Source organism: Chryseobacterium sp. AG363 (assembly GCF_003610675.1).
Classification (GTDB): domain Bacteria; phylum Bacteroidota; class Bacteroidia; order Flavobacteriales; family Weeksellaceae; genus Chryseobacterium; species Chryseobacterium cucumeris.
On sequence record NZ_RAQF01000002.1, the window covers coordinates 452,444 to 472,806 of the forward strand.

Genomic DNA, 20,363 nt, shown 5'->3' on the forward strand with positions numbered 1-20,363 from the left:
AAACGATTTTTAATTTGAATAATTTTACTAATAAAAATTAGCAATATGAATTAACTGTTTAACGTTGATAATCTGTATTTTCCGTCCTTCGGATCTGATGAGTTTTTCCTGTTTGAAATCATTGATGATACGCGCTAAAGTTTCTCTGGCCGTTCCTACCATATTGGCAAGATCCACACGAGAAAGCGTAATAAATACTTCTTCATCAGGAGCATCACTTGATTTATATTTATCATGAAGAATCAGCAGGCTAAGAGCGGCTCTTTCTCTTACGGTACGATGAGATAAAACAGCAATAAGGTTGGCCATCACACTGAATTCATGACTCAAAGATTTCAGTAACAACCTTGAAAGTACTGATGATTGGCTTAGAATATCCAGAAAGCTGTCTTTCGAAATAAAAGAAATAACTGAATTCTCCAGTGTTGAGGTCGTATCTCCATAAGATTCGTTGCTCAGGATCGCAGAATAGCCGAAAAATTCTCCGGAACTGTAAATGTAAATAATCTGTTCCCTTCCGTCATTATCAACCTTGTATTTCTTTATTTTACCCTCATTCAGGTAGTAAACGCCGTTAGGTTTTGTCCCGTCCGTAAATATGGGCTCATTTTTACGGTAGTTTTTGGTTTTCATTGCTCCTGTAAGCAGATTTTTGTCATACTCGGGGAGTTCATCAAAAAGATACTGATTATTGAAAATAAATTTTGAGATCATAATTTTTTATACGGCTGTTGAATTTACGCTCAGTTTTTAACTTAAATCACATTTTAAACCCATCTATATCACATGGTTTTTTTTCTGAACGAATTACTTTTACAAAAGTAATAAAATTGGTACTGAAATAAGAAACAGAACATTTCAGAGAGGTTTTAAAGGCATTTTCATGTCATAGACTGATCTGTTATTTGTTACGGAAAAAGTAGAATTTTACGTTAAAGAGGATTCCGTAATTCTATAAAGAACACTGGATAAATAGTTAAGCGGATATGTTTTTCACGGCTTTATGCTGACATTTCTAATTTATTTTTTTTGCTTATTTATTTTATCCAGCTGTTTTTTGAGTAAAATTTTAAAAAAACACAATATACAACCCTTATAGAAATTTAAAATGTTCAGGCACAGAGGGAGAAACAGAACCTATTTTCATAATCTTAAGCTGGCATCAGCACTTTCTTTTGTTGCCGGAATAGTGAATATTGTGGGAGTATTATCTGTTAAAATACTTACCACTAACATAACGGGGCACTTTGCCTTCTTTTCCGAAGAAATTCTACTCAGTCATTATAGTGAAGCTCTTACTTATCTTGTCTTTATTATGTGCTTTCTGGGAGGAGCATTCTGCTCAAGCTTTATGGTTGAATTTTCTTCCGGACGTAGCATGTTTCGCCCGCATCTTATTCCTTTGATTACTGAAATTCTGATATTAGGTTTTGTGGGACTATCAGATGATAGGCTACTGAAACTATCAATATCTCCTTATACCATTGCCGGTCTTTTGCTTTTTGCAATGGGAGTTCAGAATTCATTAGTAACAAGAGTATCCCAGTCTGTGGTGAGAACAACTCATCTTACGGGATTATTTACTGATCTGGGAATAGAACTTTCAAAACTTTTCTTTAAAGAACGGGAAAATGAAAAGAAACAGCTTACAAAGAACATCACTCTTAAACTGGTGATTATCGCCTTCTTTTTTTCAGGATGCATTATTGGCGGTTTTGGGTATAGCATGATCGGTCTCAAAACATTGATGGTTACAGCAGGATTTCTGTTTTGTGTGATCCGGTATGATAAGCTTCTGTATAGATATTATGCTTTAAAAAGGAGATTAAGATAGAACAGAGAATAAAAAAGGATATTCCCATCATTGGAATATCCTTTTTTAAATTTATGGAGTGGTCATCTGCTCGATAACAAAAGTTTGTGTATCTGTAGTATGGGCTGAAAAATATCCCAATGCTCCATTACTGATATTACTTGGAGGATTGGTTGGAGTTGCAGTTCCGCCATTGCCGCCTGAAATCTGAAGTAAAGCACTGTAATACGTAAATACGTTGTTATCTATAGATTGCATCTCTACATGAATTTTATCTCCTACTACCACTTCATGATCTCTGCCTTTATTATCGTCATTAGGAAGAATCAGAGGCTGTTGATTGGGTAATCCGTTATTCACATTATCTGAAAAAGTATTCATGTACTTTTTAGTAAGATCATTGATGGTAAAGCTAAAAAGATAGCGGTTTCCTAATGGTAATGGATCTGTAAATAATGGTAAGAGGGTATACGTGGTTTTATCTCCAAATTTGAAAGAACTCTGCTGTAATCCATCGAAATTGACCACTTCAGGCATTTTGCTCTGAGCGCTATACTGCTTTCCTTCGGACTCTACTTTCAAAGTATAGGTTCTACCAGGTTCTCCGGCAAAAGTAGTCGTTTGATAGACTCCGTTTCCTACATAATGAAGGGTTTCTGTTTGACCTGTATTATCACTTAAAATAACCTGAGCGCCAGTAACAGCCGGATATTGATTAGGTGATGAAAAGCTTACTGACTTGGTGATTTTCACTGTGTAAGGTCCTGATTGATTGGTTACATTTCCTTCAATGACAATGTTTCCGCTTTGATCATTCAGGTCCAGGTCGATCTCTTTTTCACAAGAAGTTAATGCAAGAAGAGATACTATGATATATAATGTGTTTTTCATGATTTAGAATTTGAAATTATAAGTGATGTTGGGTACCCAACGGAATAAAGAAGTCTGCATCGCACGGGTTGTTCCGGGACGGTCAGGATTGTCTTCAAAGTTGATGGTGTAGGCATTTTCTCTACCATATAGGTTGTAAATACCGAATGTCCATGAACCACGGAATCGTTTATTGGAACTTGGTTCATAAGTCGCACTCAGATCCATTCTGTGATAGGCCGGCATTCTGTCTGCATTTCTGTTACTATACTGGAATATGGTTTGTCCGTTGAGTTCATATTTTCCGGTAGGGAAGGTAACCGCATTTCCTGTGCTATATACGAAAAGTCCCGAAAAACTCCACTTTGGATTAAGCTGATAGGTCGCAACGATAGAAAGGTCATGGGTTTTATCCATTCTGGCATTGTACCATTCGTTATTATTGATTCCGTTAATCTTTCTTTCTGTTTTGGAAAGGGTATAGGAAATCCATCCTGTCAGTTTTCCGCTTTTCTTTTTGGCAATAAGTTCGAGACCGTAAGCTCTTCCTTTTCCGAATAGCAGTTCACTTTCTACATCCGCTCCAGTGTCAAAACCAATTTGAGCTCCATTTTTGAAGTCGATTTGGTTTTTCATGTCTTTATAGTAGATTTCAGCGTTCAGTTCATAATTATTGTTGTTGAAATTTCTGCTGTAACCAAGGCTGATCTGATCTGCAATTTCCGGTTTTACCGTGTAACTGCTTCCTATCCACTGGTCGGTAGGGTTTCCACTGTTGCTGTTGCTTAAGAGGTGAAGATTCTGGGTATTTCTGGAATAACCTCCTTTTACACTACTAAATTCATTGATGCGGTAGTTGGCGCTAATACGTGGCTCAATATTCACATAGGTTTTTCCGAATTTTCCTTTTTCTAAGAATTTACTGTCGGTGAGCACACCATTCTCATAAGTATTGAATGTATCACCTCCCAATATGCTGAACATGGAGAGCCTTGCTCCATAATTAATCGTTAGCTTTTCCGTTGCTTTATAATCATCATTAATATAAACGGCATTCTCCCATGAATATCTCGGATTTCTTGCAAAGCTGCTCACTGTAGTGCCGGAAGCACTGCTCGGAGTAAGGGTATGATAAATAGACTGCAGACCAAAACGTACAGAATGTTTGTTTCCTGCAAACCAGGTAAAGTCCTGCTTAAGATTCCAGTCACGGATTTTTGAATTTAAATCAAATACAGTATCATCATTTTTCAGACTGATTTTATAATCATAATTACTGTAGATGAATGACGTATTGGAGAATAGTTTACTGCTGATAATGCTGTTCCATCTCAAAGTTGCCGTAGTATTTCCCCAGTCGGTATTGAAAGTATCTCCCAATCCCAGAACATCTCTTCCAAAATATCCGGACAGGTAAATACGGTTGTTTTCATTGATCTGATAATTCGCTTTAAGATTCAGATCATAAAAATATAATTTGTTGTCTTTATAATCTTTATTGGTTTTAAGAAACAAATCCGCATACGTTCTTCTCCCTGAAACAATGAATGAAGACTTTTCTTTTTGAATGGGACCTTCCACACTCAATCTGCTGCTGATAAGTCCGATTCCTCCATTGATGTTATAATCTTTGTTGTTTCCGTCTTTCATTTTAACATCTAATACAGAAGAAAGGCGGCCTCCGTATTGTGCGGGGCTGTTTCCTTTAATGATGCTGGCATCTTTCAGAGCATCACTGTTGAATGTACTGAAAAATCCAAGAAGGTGAGAGGCATTATAAACCGGAGCTTCATCCAGTAAAATCAGGTTCTGGTCGGTAGCACCACCACGTACACTGAATCCACTGCTTCCTTCACCGTTGCTTTTAATGCCGGGTAAAAGCTGTATGGTTTTCATTACATCCTTTTCTCCAAACAGAACAGGAAGTTTTTCGATATTTTTAATGCTTAATGTTTCTGCTCCCATTTGAGCCGAAGTCAGGTTTTTATCCTTTTTAATGCCGGTTATCACCACTTCATCAATTGCTTTTGCTGCAGTTTCTGCAGGAAGGAGGGGAAGATCAACTTTTATATTCTGATCTACTTTGATTTGCTGTTCAAAATCCTGATATCCAGGGTAGGAAATAATCAGGGTATAATTTCCTTCAGGTAAGGAAAGTGAGTAAAATCCATACTCATTGGCTACAACATTGATGGTAGGATCTTCACTTACTTTTACAGAAACTCCGATGAGCAATTCACCGTTTTTTTTGTCTTTCACGGTTCCACTTACGGAATACGTTTGCTGGGCTATTGCCAGGGTACTGAAACAGAGCGCAGCGGTGGCTGCAGTGATTTTTAAAAAGGATGTTTGCATTAGTTTATTTTAAAGTAGTAGATCTCTTGTATAGGAATTAATGTTTAATTGATGTATGATTAGTTAGATGAATAGGGGATTTGTTACACGTAACAATTTAATTATGAAATAAATCCATTGGAAATTGGGTTTTGTAAAAATTTAATAGCAACGATAAAATAAGATGGTTACATAAATAATACTATTATGCATTGTATATTGATTTATTGTTGTTTTTCTGTTGATTTTGTTGAAAAACAAATTATTAACGCTTGTTGAACGAATTTTATTACTGTTAACGTGAAATTTTCAGTGTAGTGTTTGTTAGAATCCTGAGATGTAAGGGATTTTTATTTTAAAAAAAGCCCTTCCTGTCTTTTGATCAAAATATTAATCCTATATTGGCTGGGAATTAAGCGGGAGAATATGGAAAATATGAAGATCTGGTTAAGAAAAAATGGCTCTACAGCAGTACTTACAGTATTGTTTATTATCATTTTGGTGAATAAAGATGCAAAGGCATGGCTGATGAGACAGGTGGCTTCCACAGGAATTCTCAATTCCAGGATATCAGAACCAAAAGAAACCCTGAATAATGCAGCCAAAGTTTCCTATGCCGGGCTGATGCTGAAAAATGAAGATGGAAAGGTTATCGATCCTTCTGCGTTACAGAATAAAGTAGTCTTCATTAATTTCTGGGCCTCCTGGTGTCCTCCGTGCCGTGCTGAGTTTCCGTCTGTTCAGAAACTGTATGATCAGTACAAAAACAATCCGGATATGGTATTTCTTACAGTAAATCTGGATGATACTCCTGCTCCTGGAAAATCTTATTTAAAAGAAAAAGGCTTTACGGTTCCTTTTCTTACGCCGGCCGGAAATATCCCTGATGTATTGTATAGCGGACCTTTACCAACCACTGTTGTACTGGATAAAAAAGGAGAAATCCGCCTGCATCATAAAGGATTGGCAGACTACAGTAAAGATTCATTTTATAAACAGATTGATGAGCTTTTGAAAGAAAATCCATAATTTTTAATAATGATGATTCCTTTTATCCTGCCAACTCTTACAGCAATAGAAAATGAAATCCTTAAAGAAAAAAGCGCCGTGCAGAACTTTCCAAAGGTTATAGATTTTCCTTTCTCTGAAAACTATAAAACGCTGGTTACTCAAATAAAAACATCAGAAATATCTTCTGAAACCATTCTGTACAATTCAGTGGATGCAGTCAATGAAAATAAAGAATTTAACTTGCCGGAGTACTGGTGTTTTGCTGGCAACGGACAAGGTGACCGATGGTTTCTGGACAGGGATCAGAAGGTTTTTTTCTATGATTATGATGATGAAGGGAAGCTGAAGCCGATGCATATTAATTTTGAAGAATGGCTGCAAATGACATTCATTATCCATCAGCTGGATGACTGTTTTGATCAATATGACCATATCACTGAGCCGGTTCGGCAAGAGTTTTATAAAGCCCTGAATACTATTCATCCCACATTAAGTGATATGTATCCGTTTACATTGTAACGCTTATTTTATCAGCAATGAATGTAAATGTCTAAGTGAAAAAACAATACTTTTACCATAAGAAATAGAATATGCTGCATCAGCTAAGAACCCATATTGAAAAAATAATTCCTCTTAATGATGATGAATTTGAATTCATATCATCCTGCTTTACTTATAAAAAATATAGGAAACATCAGTTTCTGGTACAGGAAGGGGAAACGGTTCCCTATAATTATTTTGTCCTGAAAGGCTTGCTGAAGCTGGTTTATTCTGACGAAACCGGAAAAGAACATATTGTTGGATTTGCCATGGAAGACTGGTGGGAAACAGATTTTCCCGCTTATTATCAGCAAACGGCAGCAACAATGTCTCTGGAATGTATTGAAGATACGGAAGTACTGTGTATTAAGCTGGACGATTACAGAAAACTTTGCGCTCAACTTCCAAAGCTGGAGCATTTCTTCCTTGAAAAAGCATATATGGGATTTATTACGGCTCAACAGCGTACCATTTCCATGATGACAACAGGAATAAAAGAACGCTATGAGCAGCTTTTGAAAAAATATCCTTCTCTTGTTCAGCGTGTTCCCAAATCTCTTTTGGCTGCTTATTTAGGGGTGTCCAGAGAAACTTTAAGCCGTCTGCCTCTGTAACGCTGTGATCAAACTCACACTATAATCGTGATCCGTATCACAGGAATTTGCTGTATTTGTTCTGCAATTTTGTACAGTAACAAATAACAAATTCAAGACAATGGAAAAAAGAACGGTTAATCCTTGGAAATGGCAGAATGAAAGAAGCTATTCACAGGCGGTAGAGGTAAAAAATGTGCAAAGTACTTTATATTGCTCGGGACAGGCAGCTATTGACCCCGATGGAACATCCAGTAATAAGGGTATGAAATCGCAGCTGGAACAGGCTATTGCCAACCTGGAAGAAGTGATTACTACAGCAGGGTATAAATGCAGCGGTATTGTAAGATTAAATATTTATACTACTTCTACGGAAGAACTCTGGCCTCATTTTCCTATTCTTCAGGAATGGATTGGCAGACATAAAATTCAGCAGGCCGTAACAATGCTTGAAGTGAAAGGTTTGTTTGAAACTTTAAAAGTGGAACTGGAAGCAACCGTGCTCAAATAGATTATCGTTTAAAATTAAAAGAAACCTTCTTATATATTAGAAGGTTTTTTGTATTGTTTAAAAATATTATCTGAAAGATTGATAAATCTGATTTTTTCAAAAAGTAGAGGGTTTATATAAGAATAACAATCTTATGAATATAAATAAAAGTTTCTAAATAACTATGCTTATTATATAATCTGTGAATGGAATGCTGATAATTGAAATTGAGTTTATTGAAAAATTAACAATTATTTTTATAAGCCTAGTTCTCTTTTGTGTGAAATTTATTATATTTGTTTTAATATAAGTGATTATTTAGGTTGAATCTTTAATTTTATCACAATAATTTTAGCTTTTTGTTTTTAAAATCATTTTAATGTTGATCAAAAATTATTTATTATGAAACGTAAACTTATCTATTCTTTATTTCTTCTAACAGGAAATTATATTTTTATAAGTGCGCAGGTAGGTATTCAGACTTCCAATCCACAGGGTGTTTTCAATATTGATGCAGCCAAAGATAATCCTGCTACAGGAACACCTTCGGCGGCACAACAGGCCAATGATGTAGCTGTTACTGCCGCTGGAAACATGGGAATCGGGACTACGTTTCCAACGAATAAGCTTCATATCAATGGAACCGATCCGTTGCGAGTACAGGGGCTTTCTGCAGGAAATACCACTACAGATCCTCTGTTGGTAGTGGATGCGACTGGTGTTGTTAAAAGTATCGGTACATTAGGCGCTTTATCTATTCCAAATCCTGCAGTTTTCAGGCTGGAAACTGCACAGACCAATTTCTTGCAGGCACAAGGTGCAGGCGGATCACAGGTGGTCCCTATGTCTGTGGTTAAAAATACCATTCCCGGTATGAGCTATAACGCAGGAACAAGTACTATTACATTTCCTGCAGGAACTTATCAGATGACTTTTGTGTATGAAGCAACTCATAATGCAACAGGATGTACTATCAGCTCATATTTTATAGATTTCCCTCTTAACACAGGTTCTACTCGAATTCACAGTACGGCTTCACACTCAGAAGGAGCCCTTTCTAATCACGGAGGTACCATAACCTATGCTACCACTGTTCCAGCCAACAGAACATGGACGATAACTCTTGGAAGAGGCCAATCCGGTAACTGTGGAGGAGCAGGAATGAGTCTGGCTGCAACCTCTACCCAATTACTTGTTTTCCGTATCGGAGATTAATTTCTTTAAAGTTCCCATATCAGGCATTATTCTTTTAGCAAAAATTCTAATAACACAAATACTGAAACACCAGCTTACCCTGGTGTTTACTGTTGTATAAAATAGCGCCTGCTGTACATTAAATGATCATTAAAAATAAAGATTGCTTATATTTATACAGATAATCAATACTCATTGCAAAGATGAATATTCAACTTTTTTCAAAAAACGCTTTAGTGGGAGGAGCAACCCAGGGAATAGGAGCAGGAATTGCTGTAGAACTGGCAAAATGTGGAGCCAATGTTACTGTTATGGCCCGCAATAAAGCAAAACTTAAAGATTTCGTTGCTGCACTGCCAGTCATCAATCCTGATCAGAAACATGGATACCTGGTAGCAGATTTTTCAGATTTTGAAAGTTATAAGAAAATTATAGAAGGATTTTTTAATGATCATTCGATAGATATTCTGGTGAATAATACCAATGGTCCGGAACCGGGGTTGGCAGTGGATAAAAATACAGAGGATTATCAGAAAGCATTTGATCTTCTTTTTAAAACTGTTTGTGAAACAACATTGCTGGCTTTACCTCATATGATCCAACAGAAGAAAGGGCGTATCATTAATGTTTCATCTCTTTCAGTAAAAGAACCGATTGGAAATCTGGCCTTGTCCAATTCTATCCGTTCTGCAGTGATTGCGTGGGCCAAAACGCTTTCCAAAGAAATTGCACAGCATAATATCACGGTAAATAATGTCTTAACAGGATACTTCGATACTGAAAGAATTCAGAAACTCGTTGCTCATGAAGCGCAGCAAAGCGGCAATTCTGAAGAAGAAATAAAAAAGGCGAGGGAAAATAAGATTCCGATGAAAAGATTCGGACAACCTGAGGAGTATGGACATCTCGTGGCTTTTCTGGCTTCGGAATATTCAAATTATCTTACCGGAACAAGTATTCCTTTGGATGGAGGATTGAATAATACCTATTAAACTTTTACCATTTAAGAAACTAATAAATTATTCCAAATAAATAAGGTAAATGTAATAAACCTTTTTCTTGAGTTGTCATATCAATATTGGAAAATATGATATGAAAAACTGGTCTTTTAAAAAATGGAACACCGTACTGGGATGGTTTCTTTTCGCTATTGCGCTTATTACTTATCTTTCAACGATAGAACATTCCCTTAGTTTTTGGGATTGTGGAGAATATATCTCTTCAGCTGTGAAACTGGAGGTAACCCATGCGCCGGGAGCGGCTTTATTCCAGATTATGGGAGCGGTAGCCAGTATTTTTGCATTAGGGAATGCAGAACATTATTCTATTGTAATCAATGCTATGTCGGCTTTATTCAGTGCATTTACGATCCTCTTTCTGTTCTGGACAATTACCCATTTTTTAAGACGGCTTTTACATAAAGATGTTGAAGAAATGACAAAACATGAGGAAATATCAATTCTGTTTGCAGGAGTGATTGGTGCTTTATGCTTTACGTTTTCAGATACATTCTGGTTTTCAGCAGTGGAAGGAGAAGTGTATGCAATGGCTTCCATGTTTATTGCTTTGATGGTCTGGCTCATTACCAAATGGGAAAATGAATATAAAGCCGTAGACAGCGAGAGATGGATCATTCTTATTTTCTTCATTATAGGGCTTTCTGTAGGAGTGCATATGATGTGTATGCTGGCCATTCCCGCCATATGCCTGGTGTATTATGCCAGAAATTATACTTTTTCGTGGAAGAGTTTTATAGTGGCCAATTTGGTTACACTTGGAATTCTTGCCTTCGTATTCAAGATGATTTTTCCTTTGATCATGACGATGTTTGGAAATCTTGAAATCTTCTTCGTGAACGGGCTGGGACTTCCTTTTCATTCGGGGACCATGGTGGCGTTTGTTCTCATGATCATCATCAGTTATCTTCTGATTAAATATGCGAAGAAAACAAAAAGAAAGATCTATCAGACTGTTGTTTTATCTCTGGTCTATATGATCATCGGGTTTTCATGCTGGCTGGTAATTCCGATAAGAGCCAATGCCAATCCTCCTATGAATCTTAATGATCCGGATACGGCCATCGGAATGAGAGATTATTATAACAGAGTGCAATACGGTGACTGGCCTACCATTTACGGACAGAATTACACCGCCTTTCTTGATAAAAACGGAATGGAAAAAGATGAAGATGGAAGCTACAAAAGAGACATTACCGGAGATATTTACGAAAAAGATGAAAAAACCGGGACCTACAGAAAAACGGGGGAGAGTTTCAACTATGTGTTTAACAAATCCCATATAAGCTTCATGCCAAGAATGTTCAATCAGGATAATGAAGTGATGGCAAACTATATTTCTTTATATGGAGCTCCTGATTTTACTTTTAATTATGAGAATGAAGACGTTGCAGATAATCCGGAAGCGAAAAGGATTTTTGAAGAATTAAGAGCAAAATATGAAGGAGATTCTATTACGGTCGAAGATTATCTGAAAGTGAAGCCTTATGATGTTATCAAGGTGCAACGTCCGTCTTTCACTCAGAATATGGATTATTTTATATCATTTCAGAACGGATATTACTTTGTAAGATATCTGATGTGGAACTTTGCAGGAAGACAAAATGATCTTCAGGGGCACATGGAAAATACCAATGGAAATTGGATATCAGGATTTTCTTTTATTGATAATGCTTTATGGGGAGATCAGGATCATATGCCTGCCAAATTTAAAAATGAAAGTACTGTAAAGTTTTTCTTTTTGCCGCTAGTTTTAGGATTGATTGGCTTCTTTTTCCAGCTCAACAGAGATTTTGGAAGATTTTATGCGATGCTTTCACTGTTTATTCTGACCAGTGTGGGAATTGTTTTCTATACCGGAGTAAAACCGTTTGAAGTGCGGGAAAGAGACTATGCCATGGTAGGTTCATTCTATGTCTTTGCCGTCTGGATTGGTCTGGGAGCAGGAGCCATACTTTGGCTGATTCAGTCTAAGATTAAATCCAATGCTGTCAATATTATTCTGGGAACTATTTTATTAGGGGTTCCTTTGATGATGGGATTCCAGAATTATACTTCCCATGACAGAAGCAAAAAAACTGCAGCTCGCGATTATGCCTATTCATTTTTACGGTCATTGCCTAAAGATGATATCATTTTTATTTATGGTGATAATGATACCTTTCCGGTGTGGGCTATTCAGGAAACAGAAAGATTCAGGGATGATGTGAAAACAGTCAACTTTACCCTTTTGGCCACTCCATGGAATATTGATCAGGTGAAGAGAAGAACCTACAATGCCATGGGAATTCCAGGTGAATTAACGCATGAAGAATATAGAGACGGTGTCAATGATCAGGTGTATCTGATGAAAAAAGAAGATTGGGAAGGACTTTTCCAGATGCTGAAAGAACAGGGAGCGCCGGAAACGGCTTTCCAGGAATTCAGAAAATATCTGACTCAGGATTCAATGACCCTTAAGGATGCTATGAAATTCCTGAAATTACAATCGTCTAAAAAAGATGAACTGCTGAAAATGTACTTCGGCGAAAAACAATATGAAAAATACAATATTATTCCTGTCAGTAAATTTATCCTTCCCGTCAACAAAGAAAATGCTGTAAAAGCAGGAATTATTAATCAGTCCGATCTTCCGGATGCTGTAGATCAGATCATGATCAATTATGAAGCGAATACCCTTTATAAAAGCAATCTGATGATGCTGGATATGTTAGCTAATTTCGATTGGAAACGTCCGATCAGTTTCTCTTCAGGCGGGATGTACGACAGTGAAAATATTTTTTATCTGGATGAATATCTGCAGTTTGACGGTTTCAGCTACAGATTGGTTCCCATTCATACGCCTCAGGGGCCTGATGGCGACAAAGGAAGGGTAGATGCCCAATCTCTTTATCAGGTGGTGAAAAATTTCAGATGGGGAAATTTTAAAGATCTGAGTATTTATTATGATGAAACAGCCACATCGAATATTTTAGGCTACAGAATGTCGGTGAGCAGAGCTGTATCTGCACTTGTGGCAAGCGGGCAGAAAGCGAAAGCACTCGAGTTACTGGAACTTGCTGCAAAAGAAATTCCTGCTGAAAAATACAACGATCCACGTTCACTGAGCGCCATGGTTACCGGATATATTGTTGCAGGGCAGGAGCAGAAGGGGCTTCAGCTGGCAGAAAATCTAAAAAAAGGAATATTTGAAGAATACGATTATTATCAAAGTCTTACTCCTTCATTTAAAGCCGCAGCCAAAAGACAGATGAGGTCCAAGCCGATGGAATATGCATTGGTGGTTTCTGCTGTTACTGAAGGCTACAAAAAGCTTGGGCAAAATGAAAAAGCACATGCGTATCTTTTAAAAGCAATGGAGCCTATCGACAAAAAATTCAATATCTTCATAAAAGGGCTTCAGCAGATGGACAAAGAAAGAGCAGGGAAAGAAGCTGAAAATATACGCCAGATCGTTCCCTTTTATCAGTATTTATTCAATGTTATGGAGCCCTTTGATTCCACCTATTCCAGGAAAAAAGAAATTGAGGTAACCAATGCGATGATGAAAGTGACACAGTAATAATCAGTGATAAAGCCTTTAAGCATAATGTTTAAAGGCTTTTATTTAATTCAGGGTCCAATTTAATCTGTAAAATTCTGAATAGCTTTATTGCTCTTCCTTAAATCAGAAGGTCTGGATTGGGTAAACTCATGAAAAGTATCACTAAAGGCACTGATAGAGCTGTATCCAACGTCATCCGCTATTTCATTGATAGGCTTATCGGTATTTAGAAGTAACTCAATTGCTTTAATAATTCTTAATGTTTTCAGGTACTGCAGAAAAGAAATGTCCATATCCGCTTTGAACAGGCGGGACAAAGAGCGTTCACTCAAACCAAATTTACTGCTTACATTAGCCAGAGTCAATTTTTCCCCGATATTCCATTCCAGATAAGATACAATCCGCATCATTTGTTTATTATGGGTGGCGGGAAGAATAATAGGCAAGGGCTGTTGATGGGTTTTAGGAAGGATCTTTTTTAATGCTACCAGAAATTCAAAGTTTTCATCTTTTGCAGTTACATGCTTTTCATCCCATATTTCAGAATATTTGATCATCTGAATCAGCAGTTCTGATGCCGGATAAATGCCCAGTCTGCTGTAGAAAGGATCTGAAATATCATCATAGGCATAGAAGTAAAGAGACCGCAAAACCGTTGCCGTATGTCCGATCTCTAAAATATGCTCCATTCCCTGCGGAATCCAGAAGAAATGCCTTGCCGGAACCACATAGGTCCTGTTGTCAATCGTAATATAGGCGATACCCCCTTCCACATAGCTCAGCTGTCCTTTCGTATGTTTGTGAAAAGGAATCAGTTTTTCTGATTTTTCATGCATGACAAATACACTTTTGTCGTCTTTATCTATGTCCGGAAGTGCAGCAATTAATCCCATTAAAAAGTTTAAAATACCAAAGAAAATACAAATATAATCATTTGGCCGGAATCATGTAAAAGTTGACTATTTTAGATAAATAAAATATCCGGATTGCCAATAAATTTGCAGTGCAATAATTCAAAAATTCAAATGAAAATTTATGTCGCCGGATTGCTGATGTTTGGAGTTTTCTCCATCGTATCAGCGCAGACCGGCAGTCCAGCAAAGGATACCATACGACTCTCCCTGAAGGAAGCATGGCAGAAAGCGGAGGAAAACAGCCGCCATATCAGAATCAATACCATTAATGTAGACATTGCCGAAGCCGAAGTAAAAGACGCTAAAAGAGAGCGCCTTCCGGAAATAGAAGTCAAAGGCTCTGCTGAAAAAGCGTCCAACATTCCTATCTATGAGAACGGAATCTTTTCAAAACCTACCCAGCATGAAGTTATCCATACGCTTTACAGAGCCGGAGCAGATTTTTATCTGAACATTTATAACGGAAACAAACTGAATCTTAAGATTAAGGAAAATCAAACGCTTCAGAAAATTAAGGATATCCGGAAAGAACAGTCCGTTTCAGATATTCACTACAAAACAGCATCGCTTTATCTGGAATTACAGAAAACCTTAATCTTCAGAGATCTTATCAAGCAGGATATTGATGATCAGAAAACACAACTGAAGGAAATACAGACTCTTTATAAAAACGGAGTGGTTTTAAAAAGTGATGTTTTAAGAATTGAACTTGAACTTTCAAAACGAAAAATGGCACTGGTGACCATAGAAAATGATATCCTCATCGCCATGCAGAAACTGAATATTATTCTTGGAATTCCGGATGAACAGGTTGTTATTCCTGAAGCGCCGTTTAATCAATGGAATGAGAATACAACGTATGATGAATATCTGAAACAGGCATTGGATCATTCTTTTGATTACCATGTTTCTGAACAGCAGACAGCGCTGAGTATTATCAAACTGAAACAGGTAAAAGCGAATGTAAGACCTAAAATAGGGATGTATGGCGAATTTTATTATGCCAATCCACAGATTTTTCTCTATCCGTACAATCCGTATTGGTATTCATTGGGGATTGTGGGAATTAAAGCTTCATTTTCCATCTCTTCCCTTTACCACAATACCCACAAAGTAAAGGCAGCCCAGCTTGAATTTGAAAAAGAAGAGGAAGTGCACAGGGATACGGAGGATAAAGTAAGACAGCAGGTGAAAGAAGCTTATTTAAGGTACCAGGAAGCTTTGGAACAGATAAAAGTGGCAGAAGCCAATGTCGCTCAGGCAAAGGAAAATGCACGTATTATCAAAAATACTTACTTCAGCCAGACTTCTCTTATCACAGAACTGCTGGATGCAGATATACAGCTGCTTCAGACAAAATTTGAACTGGAAGCGGCTAAAATTATGGCACAGAACAATTATTATTTACTACAAAACATTACAGGCGTTTTATAAAACAATGAAAAAAAAATATACTCCCACCGATAGAATGATCACGAAGATCACAGGATGGATTTCAGTTGTTATCGTTGCCGCACTTGCTGTCTGGGGCGGTTTTACCTTAAAAAATTATTATGCCTATGAGCAGACCAATGATGCACAGGTTCAGGAATATGTCAACCCGATTATTTCAAGAGCCGGTGGATTCATTGTTGCCGTAAAATTTGAGGAAAATCAGGAAGTTAAAAAAGGAGATACTCTTTTAATCATTGATAACCGTGAATATATTCTACAGGAAAAACAGACTCAGGCAGCCATTCAGAAAGCGCGTGCCCAACTGAGAGTATTGGAAAGTACAACAGGAACTACAGAAAAGGAAGCTGCAGCAGCGATGGCTCAGGTAGATGCCAGTAAAGCAAAGGTCTGGAAGCAGCAGCTTGATTATAACAGATATAAAAAACTGTATGATGAAGAATCTGCTACCAAACAGCGCCTTGAAGATGTGAAAGCAACCCTGGATGTCAATGAAAGTGATTATAAATCTTCGCAGGATAATTATGCAGCTTCTGTATCCAAGATTAATGATATAAGGGCAGAAAAAGCCGTTGTTCTGGCAGAAATTGCAAGACTGGAAGCATTGCTGGACCGTCACAAACTAGACGTAAGCTATACGGCTGTTACTGCTGCTTATGACGGAAGGATGGGGCGTAGAACCGTTGAGGTGGGGCAGATGATTGATGCCGGAGAAACGCTGGCTTTTATTGTCAATAATGAAACTGATAAATGGGTGGTAGCCAATTATAAAGAAACGCAGATCAAAGACATGCATATCGGCGATCATGTGAAAATTGTGGCGGATTCTTATCCGGACAAAGAATTCCAGGGAACGATTATTTCCCTTTCTCCTGCAACAGGTTCGAGTTTTTCATTGCTTCCACCGGATAATTCCACCGGGAATTATGTAAAAATTGTACAGCGTATTCCCGTAAGAATCAGAGTGGATGGACAAAGAAGCCAGATTGATGTTCTGAAAGTGGGAATGAATGTGAATGTTTATGCCAATAAAAAGCATTCCAATGGCTAAAAGACAAATGCCCTATTTCAAAAAATGGGCACCGGAATGGTTGGTGAAGATTATTCTTTTTTCAATGACACTTCCTGGAATCATTATCTTTTTTCTGCCACTGTCTAATGTGAATGCAGCAGCAGGATATTATGGATGTGAACCGGCAGATATCCAGTTTTCAATAGCCTTATTTTATGCAGGGTATGTAGGTTTTTACAGCCTGGAAAGACGATTTTTCAGTTTTCTGGCCGCAAAAGAATATTTTCTTCTGTTTACCACATTGCAGATTCTGGCTTGTCTGATATGCTATTTCACCCGTGAAGTCTACATTTTGTTTCCGGTTCGTTTTATGCAGGGAATGTTGTTTGCAGGGAATGTAAACCTTTCTCTCACCCTTATTTTCACCCGGCTGAGCAGTGAAAGAGGGCGGGAAATCAGCTTTTCAGTGTTTTTCGGGATCTTAATTTGTGCTTTGCCGTTTAACAACCTGATTACCGCCGACCTCATAGATTCGTATAATTTTAATATCGTCTATAAAACTGCCATCTTCTCCTATCTTCCGGGACTTATTTTCCTCACCCTGGCAATGAGCAACTACAGAACCCATGCAAGATTTCATCTCTATAAACTCGACTGGCAGAGTTTCGGACTGTTCAGTACGATGCTGGTGCTCATAGGATATATAACCATTTTCGGGCAGGAATATTATTGGCTGGAGGATAACAGGATTTTGGGAAGCGTCATTGGAATTATTGTCCTAGGTGGAATATCAGTATTTCGCCAGCAGGCTATTAAAAGGCCTTATATTGATCTGCGTGTTTTCAGATACCGGAATTTTAAAGTAGGTCTGCTGATTCTTTTTGTGATGTATATATGCCGTTTTGCTTCAGGAATTGTCAATACCTATTTTGCATCGGAGCTGCATCTGGACCCATTTCATATTTCCTATATTAATATTTTCAATCTTACAGGGTTGATTATTGGGGTCATTATTGCCTGCTGTATGGTTTTGCAGAAAAAAAATATACGGTATATCTGGGGACCGGGCTTTTTAATGCTATTGATCTTTCATGGATTAATGTATTATTCTTTTGATGTTCAGGCTGATGAGTTCAATTATTATGTTCCCTTATTTCTTCAGGGATTAGGTGTGGGGTTGATTATGGTTCCGACGATTATTTATATTATTTCTTCCGTTCCTGCTGTTATTGGACCTTCCGCTGCTGCCATAGCATTAGCCATACGATATCTGGGTTTTTGTATCAGTATTGCCCTGATCAATTTTTTTGAACTCTTTGAAAAAAGTCGTCATTATAATGCTTTTCAGGATCATTTAAGTGCTGTCGATCCGGAAGTTAAAAGCTTTCTCCATCATCAGACTGCTAAGCTTATTGCTCGCGGAATGCCGGAAGATAAGGCTGTTAAAGCTGCCAATAAGCTGTTGATTGGCAGAATGAATGTTCAGGATCATGTCCGTTTTGCGATGGATTATTATGAAATGATGGTATGGCTTCTTGCCGCCTCACTGTTATTGATTTTCCTTTTCCCATATCTTAACCGCACTGCTCTTTATTTAAAATCACGCAGATTATCTCCTGCGTAAAGAGAATTTTAATGTTAATCATCGAAAAAGTATAGCTTGTCAGCTAATTTTATAGTAGAGTGCTGAGACTGTCTGATAAGGCAGTCTCTTTTATTTTGATAAAGGATAATGATTACTTCTGGCCGGAATTGTATGTTTTTTGTCATTGCAGACAAAATCCTTTCTCTCTACATTTGTACTCATACAGAACGAGATATGAAGAAAGAAGGGCGAAAAACAGCAATGAAAAATATAGTGCTTTTAGCATTGCCAGAGGTACAGCTGCTTGATATTGCCGGACCATGGGATGTTTTTACATCAGCAAACCGTTTTTTAAATGATAAACAGGATTCCGGCTATCATGTGTATCTGGTATCCGGAACTTCAGAAAAAGTAATATATTCAGGTTCAGGAATGCCTTTATCATGCAGCCATACTATTTATGATATTGATTTTTCCGTAGACACTTTACTGGTGGCAGGTACCACATTGAGCGTGCTGGATGAGGTCAATCCGGACATTTATCATTACCTTCAAAATATAGCTCCTCACGTGAGACGAATGGGATCTGTCTGTGTAGGGGCGTTCATCCTTGCCAAAGCTGGTCTGCTGGATGGCAAACAGGTAACTACCCATTGGAAGTTCGCAGATACTTTACAGAAATCTTATCCAAAATTGGATGTCAATATTAATCCTTTTTTTATCCGTGACAGGCCAATTTATACTTCCGGAGGTGTTTCTTCAGGGATGGATCTTGCATTGGCTCTATTGGAAGAAGACTTTGGAAAACCTTTGGCTGCCGAAGTTGCCCGTCATCTCGTCCTGTATTTAAAAAGATCCGGAGCACAGTCTCAGTTCGGAAATGCATTGCCGGAATATGAAATAATGTCTCCTTTTACAAAACAAATCCGTGATTTATTGAAAGATAAGCTTGGAGAAACTATTACGGTGGAGTATATGGCAGAATTTCTGAACATGAGTGTCCGTAACTTTTCCAGGGTATTTGTAAAAGAGTCAGGAATGACTCCCGGCAGATTTCTCGAAAAAATGAGGCTGGATCAGGCTAAAAATATGCTGGAATATACTGATATGAGCATCGATATGATAGCTGATAAATGCGGATTGAGTAATGCTGTTTCTCTCAGCCGCTTATTTCTTAAAAACATTTCCCTCTCTCCGGCACAGTACAGGAAGGCATTCAATACTACAGAATAATAGCTTTTTCTTGTTGATTTTACATAAAACTGACAATCATCAATTGTCAGCAGGGAAGACCTGTGCTATGATCTGAAAATAATAATCTTAAATAATAAAATTATGAATCACGTACCAAACGGCAAGACAATGAATGTAGCATTTTTAATCTATGATCAGGTGGAAGCACTTGATTTAAATGGCCCTTTAGATGTTTTTGTTAAAGCGAATGTTCTGGAACCCGGCAGCTACAATTGCTTTACCGTCGGGAAAACAAAAGAGTCGGTGTATATGGAAGCTAATACGATGGCTGTTATTCCTACTTATGATATCCATACCTGTCCTAAACCGGATATGATTGTCGTTCCGGGAGCAAATCCTGAATACATTATGAAATATATTCAGGACAGGGATTTTCGGGAAACTGTCCTGAAATGGATTGAAAATCATTATCATGCAGGAACAGTTATATTTACGGTATGTACCGGAAGTATGCTGCTATCAGGGACGGAAATGCTTGCTGATTATCATGTTACTACCCATCATATGCTGTTGGATGCCCTTGAACAGCATAATCCGGATACTAAGGTAATCCGGAATGTACGATATATTGATCAGGGCAATCTGATAACTACTGCGGGAATCACAGCCGGAATAGATGCCGCTCTTTATCTGGTTGGAAAACACCTCGGACAGAAAACAATGAACACAATTATAGAAATTTTTGAATATCAGAATGCAAAATCTGGAAATTTAGCTTAAACGAGAACCTGTTGATTTGCA

At 37.7% G+C, this 20,363-nt stretch carries 17 protein-coding genes; 13 read left to right on the forward strand and 4 right to left on the reverse strand.

What is annotated here, in order from left to right:
• Positions 1-27: 27 nt before the first annotated feature.
• A complete protein-coding gene (locus DEU39_RS02040) occupies positions 28-714 on the reverse strand; it encodes a Crp/Fnr family transcriptional regulator (RefSeq protein ID WP_062670516.1) in 687 nt (228 codons plus the stop codon).
• A 394-nt stretch (positions 715-1,108) separates the two neighbouring features.
• On the opposite strand from DEU39_RS02040, the gene DEU39_RS02045 reads away from it, so the two are divergent.
• On the forward strand, positions 1,109-1,834 hold the full coding sequence (locus tag DEU39_RS02045) for a YoaK family protein (RefSeq protein ID WP_120230755.1): 726 nt from the start codon (positions 1,109-1,111) through the stop codon (positions 1,832-1,834).
• A 51-nt stretch (positions 1,835-1,885) separates the two neighbouring features.
• Here the strand turns inward: DEU39_RS02045 and DEU39_RS02050 are convergent, their stop codons facing one another.
• Positions 1,886-2,704, reverse strand: a complete 819-nt coding sequence (locus DEU39_RS02050) for a DUF4249 domain-containing protein (protein WP_062670511.1) — start codon at positions 2,702-2,704, stop codon at positions 1,886-1,888.
• Between the two features lie 3 nt (positions 2,705-2,707).
• Positions 2,708-5,038 (reverse strand): TonB-dependent receptor, encoded by a 2,331-nt coding sequence (locus tag DEU39_RS02055; protein ID WP_062670509.1) that lies wholly within the window; start codon positions 5,036-5,038, stop codon positions 2,708-2,710.
• A gap of 414 nt (positions 5,039-5,452) precedes the next feature.
• Between DEU39_RS02055 and DEU39_RS02060 the strand changes: the two genes are divergently transcribed.
• From DEU39_RS02060 to DEU39_RS02090, 7 genes are all read left to right on the forward strand, one after another.
• Positions 5,453-6,046 (forward strand): TlpA family protein disulfide reductase, encoded by a 594-nt coding sequence (locus DEU39_RS02060; protein ID WP_228436601.1) that lies wholly within the window; start codon positions 5,453-5,455, stop codon positions 6,044-6,046.
• A 9-nt stretch (positions 6,047-6,055) separates the two neighbouring features.
• Entirely contained in the window at positions 6,056-6,547 is a 492-nt protein-coding gene (locus tag DEU39_RS02065) for a hypothetical protein (protein ID WP_120230757.1), read from the forward strand.
• A gap of 71 nt (positions 6,548-6,618) precedes the next feature.
• Entirely contained in the window at positions 6,619-7,182 is a 564-nt protein-coding gene (locus DEU39_RS02070) for a Crp/Fnr family transcriptional regulator (protein WP_120230758.1), read from the forward strand.
• 100 nt (positions 7,183-7,282) lie between these two features.
• Positions 7,283-7,672 carry a RidA family protein gene (locus tag DEU39_RS02075; RefSeq protein ID WP_120230759.1) on the forward strand — a complete coding sequence of 130 codons (390 nt, stop codon included), beginning with the start codon at positions 7,283-7,285 and terminating at the stop codon, positions 7,670-7,672.
• Positions 7,673-8,053: 381 nt separating this feature from the next.
• Entirely contained in the window at positions 8,054-8,866 is an 813-nt protein-coding gene (locus DEU39_RS02080; protein WP_120230760.1) for a hypothetical protein, read from the forward strand.
• Positions 8,867-9,048: 182 nt separating this feature from the next.
• Positions 9,049-9,837 carry an SDR family oxidoreductase gene (locus tag DEU39_RS02085; RefSeq protein ID WP_120230761.1) on the forward strand — a complete coding sequence of 263 codons (789 nt, stop codon included), beginning with the start codon at positions 9,049-9,051 and terminating at the stop codon, positions 9,835-9,837.
• 100 nt (positions 9,838-9,937) lie between these two features.
• Positions 9,938-13,423: a DUF2723 domain-containing protein gene (locus DEU39_RS02090; protein WP_120230762.1), complete on the forward strand. Its 3,486-nt coding sequence runs from the start codon at positions 9,938-9,940 to the stop codon at positions 13,421-13,423.
• Between the two features lie 62 nt (positions 13,424-13,485).
• Here the strand turns inward: DEU39_RS02090 and DEU39_RS02095 are convergent, their stop codons facing one another.
• A complete protein-coding gene (locus DEU39_RS02095) occupies positions 13,486-14,298 on the reverse strand; it encodes an AraC family transcriptional regulator (protein WP_120230763.1) in 813 nt (270 codons plus the stop codon).
• A gap of 132 nt (positions 14,299-14,430) precedes the next feature.
• Here DEU39_RS02095 and DEU39_RS02100 point away from each other — a divergent pair, with 132 nt between their 5' ends.
• The 5 genes from DEU39_RS02100 (at position 14,431) to DEU39_RS02120 (ending at position 20,342) form a co-directional block, all read left to right on the forward strand.
• Positions 14,431-15,753, forward strand: a complete 1,323-nt coding sequence (locus DEU39_RS02100) for a TolC family protein (protein WP_120230764.1) — start codon at positions 14,431-14,433, stop codon at positions 15,751-15,753.
• 4 nt (positions 15,754-15,757) lie between these two features.
• Positions 15,758-16,822 carry an HlyD family secretion protein gene (locus DEU39_RS02105; protein WP_062670488.1) on the forward strand — a complete coding sequence of 355 codons (1,065 nt, stop codon included), beginning with the start codon at positions 15,758-15,760 and terminating at the stop codon, positions 16,820-16,822.
• Positions 16,815-18,407, forward strand: coding sequence for a beta-carotene 15,15'-monooxygenase (locus DEU39_RS02110; RefSeq protein ID WP_120230765.1), 1,593 nt, complete (start codon positions 16,815-16,817; stop codon positions 18,405-18,407). Before DEU39_RS02105 ends, DEU39_RS02110 begins: the two co-directional genes overlap by 8 nt.
• Positions 18,408-18,602: 195 nt before the next feature.
• On the forward strand, positions 18,603-19,601 hold the full coding sequence (locus DEU39_RS02115; protein WP_183037364.1) for a GlxA family transcriptional regulator: 999 nt from the start codon (positions 18,603-18,605) through the stop codon (positions 19,599-19,601).
• Between the two features lie 102 nt (positions 19,602-19,703).
• Entirely contained in the window at positions 19,704-20,342 is a 639-nt protein-coding gene (locus DEU39_RS02120) for a DJ-1/PfpI family protein (RefSeq protein ID WP_120230767.1), read from the forward strand.
• The last annotated feature ends 21 nt before the right edge of the window (positions 20,343-20,363 follow it).

What these genes read in the sequence shown, in the direction of transcription:
- DEU39_RS02040 (WP_062670516.1), bottom strand. Translation starts at nt 714, where the DNA reads ATGATCTCAAAATTTATTTTCAATAATCAGTATCTTTTTGATGAACTC.
- DEU39_RS02045 (WP_120230755.1), top strand. Translation starts at nt 1,109, where the DNA reads ATGTTCAGGCACAGAGGGAGAAACAGAACCTATTTTCATAATCTTAAG.
- DEU39_RS02050 (WP_062670511.1), bottom strand. Translation starts at nt 2,704, where the DNA reads ATGAAAAACACATTATATATCATAGTATCTCTTCTTGCATTAACTTCT.
- DEU39_RS02055 (WP_062670509.1), bottom strand. Translation starts at nt 5,038, where the DNA reads ATGCAAACATCCTTTTTAAAAATCACTGCAGCCACCGCTGCGCTCTGT.
- DEU39_RS02060 (WP_228436601.1), top strand. Translation starts at nt 5,453, where the DNA reads ATGAAGATCTGGTTAAGAAAAAATGGCTCTACAGCAGTACTTACAGTA.
- DEU39_RS02065 (WP_120230757.1), top strand. Translation starts at nt 6,056, where the DNA reads ATGATGATTCCTTTTATCCTGCCAACTCTTACAGCAATAGAAAATGAA.
- DEU39_RS02070 (WP_120230758.1), top strand. Translation starts at nt 6,619, where the DNA reads ATGCTGCATCAGCTAAGAACCCATATTGAAAAAATAATTCCTCTTAAT.
- DEU39_RS02075 (WP_120230759.1), top strand. Translation starts at nt 7,283, where the DNA reads ATGGAAAAAAGAACGGTTAATCCTTGGAAATGGCAGAATGAAAGAAGC.
- DEU39_RS02080 (WP_120230760.1), top strand. Translation starts at nt 8,054, where the DNA reads ATGAAACGTAAACTTATCTATTCTTTATTTCTTCTAACAGGAAATTAT.
- DEU39_RS02085 (WP_120230761.1), top strand. Translation starts at nt 9,049, where the DNA reads ATGAATATTCAACTTTTTTCAAAAAACGCTTTAGTGGGAGGAGCAACC.
- DEU39_RS02090 (WP_120230762.1), top strand. Translation starts at nt 9,938, where the DNA reads ATGAAAAACTGGTCTTTTAAAAAATGGAACACCGTACTGGGATGGTTT.
- DEU39_RS02095 (WP_120230763.1), bottom strand. Translation starts at nt 14,298, where the DNA reads ATGGGATTAATTGCTGCACTTCCGGACATAGATAAAGACGACAAAAGT.
- DEU39_RS02100 (WP_120230764.1), top strand. Translation starts at nt 14,431, where the DNA reads ATGAAAATTTATGTCGCCGGATTGCTGATGTTTGGAGTTTTCTCCATC.
- DEU39_RS02105 (WP_062670488.1), top strand. Translation starts at nt 15,758, where the DNA reads ATGAAAAAAAAATATACTCCCACCGATAGAATGATCACGAAGATCACA.
- DEU39_RS02110 (WP_120230765.1), top strand. Translation starts at nt 16,815, where the DNA reads ATGGCTAAAAGACAAATGCCCTATTTCAAAAAATGGGCACCGGAATGG.
- DEU39_RS02115 (WP_183037364.1), top strand. Translation starts at nt 18,603, where the DNA reads ATGAAGAAAGAAGGGCGAAAAACAGCAATGAAAAATATAGTGCTTTTA.
- DEU39_RS02120 (WP_120230767.1), top strand. Translation starts at nt 19,704, where the DNA reads ATGAATCACGTACCAAACGGCAAGACAATGAATGTAGCATTTTTAATC.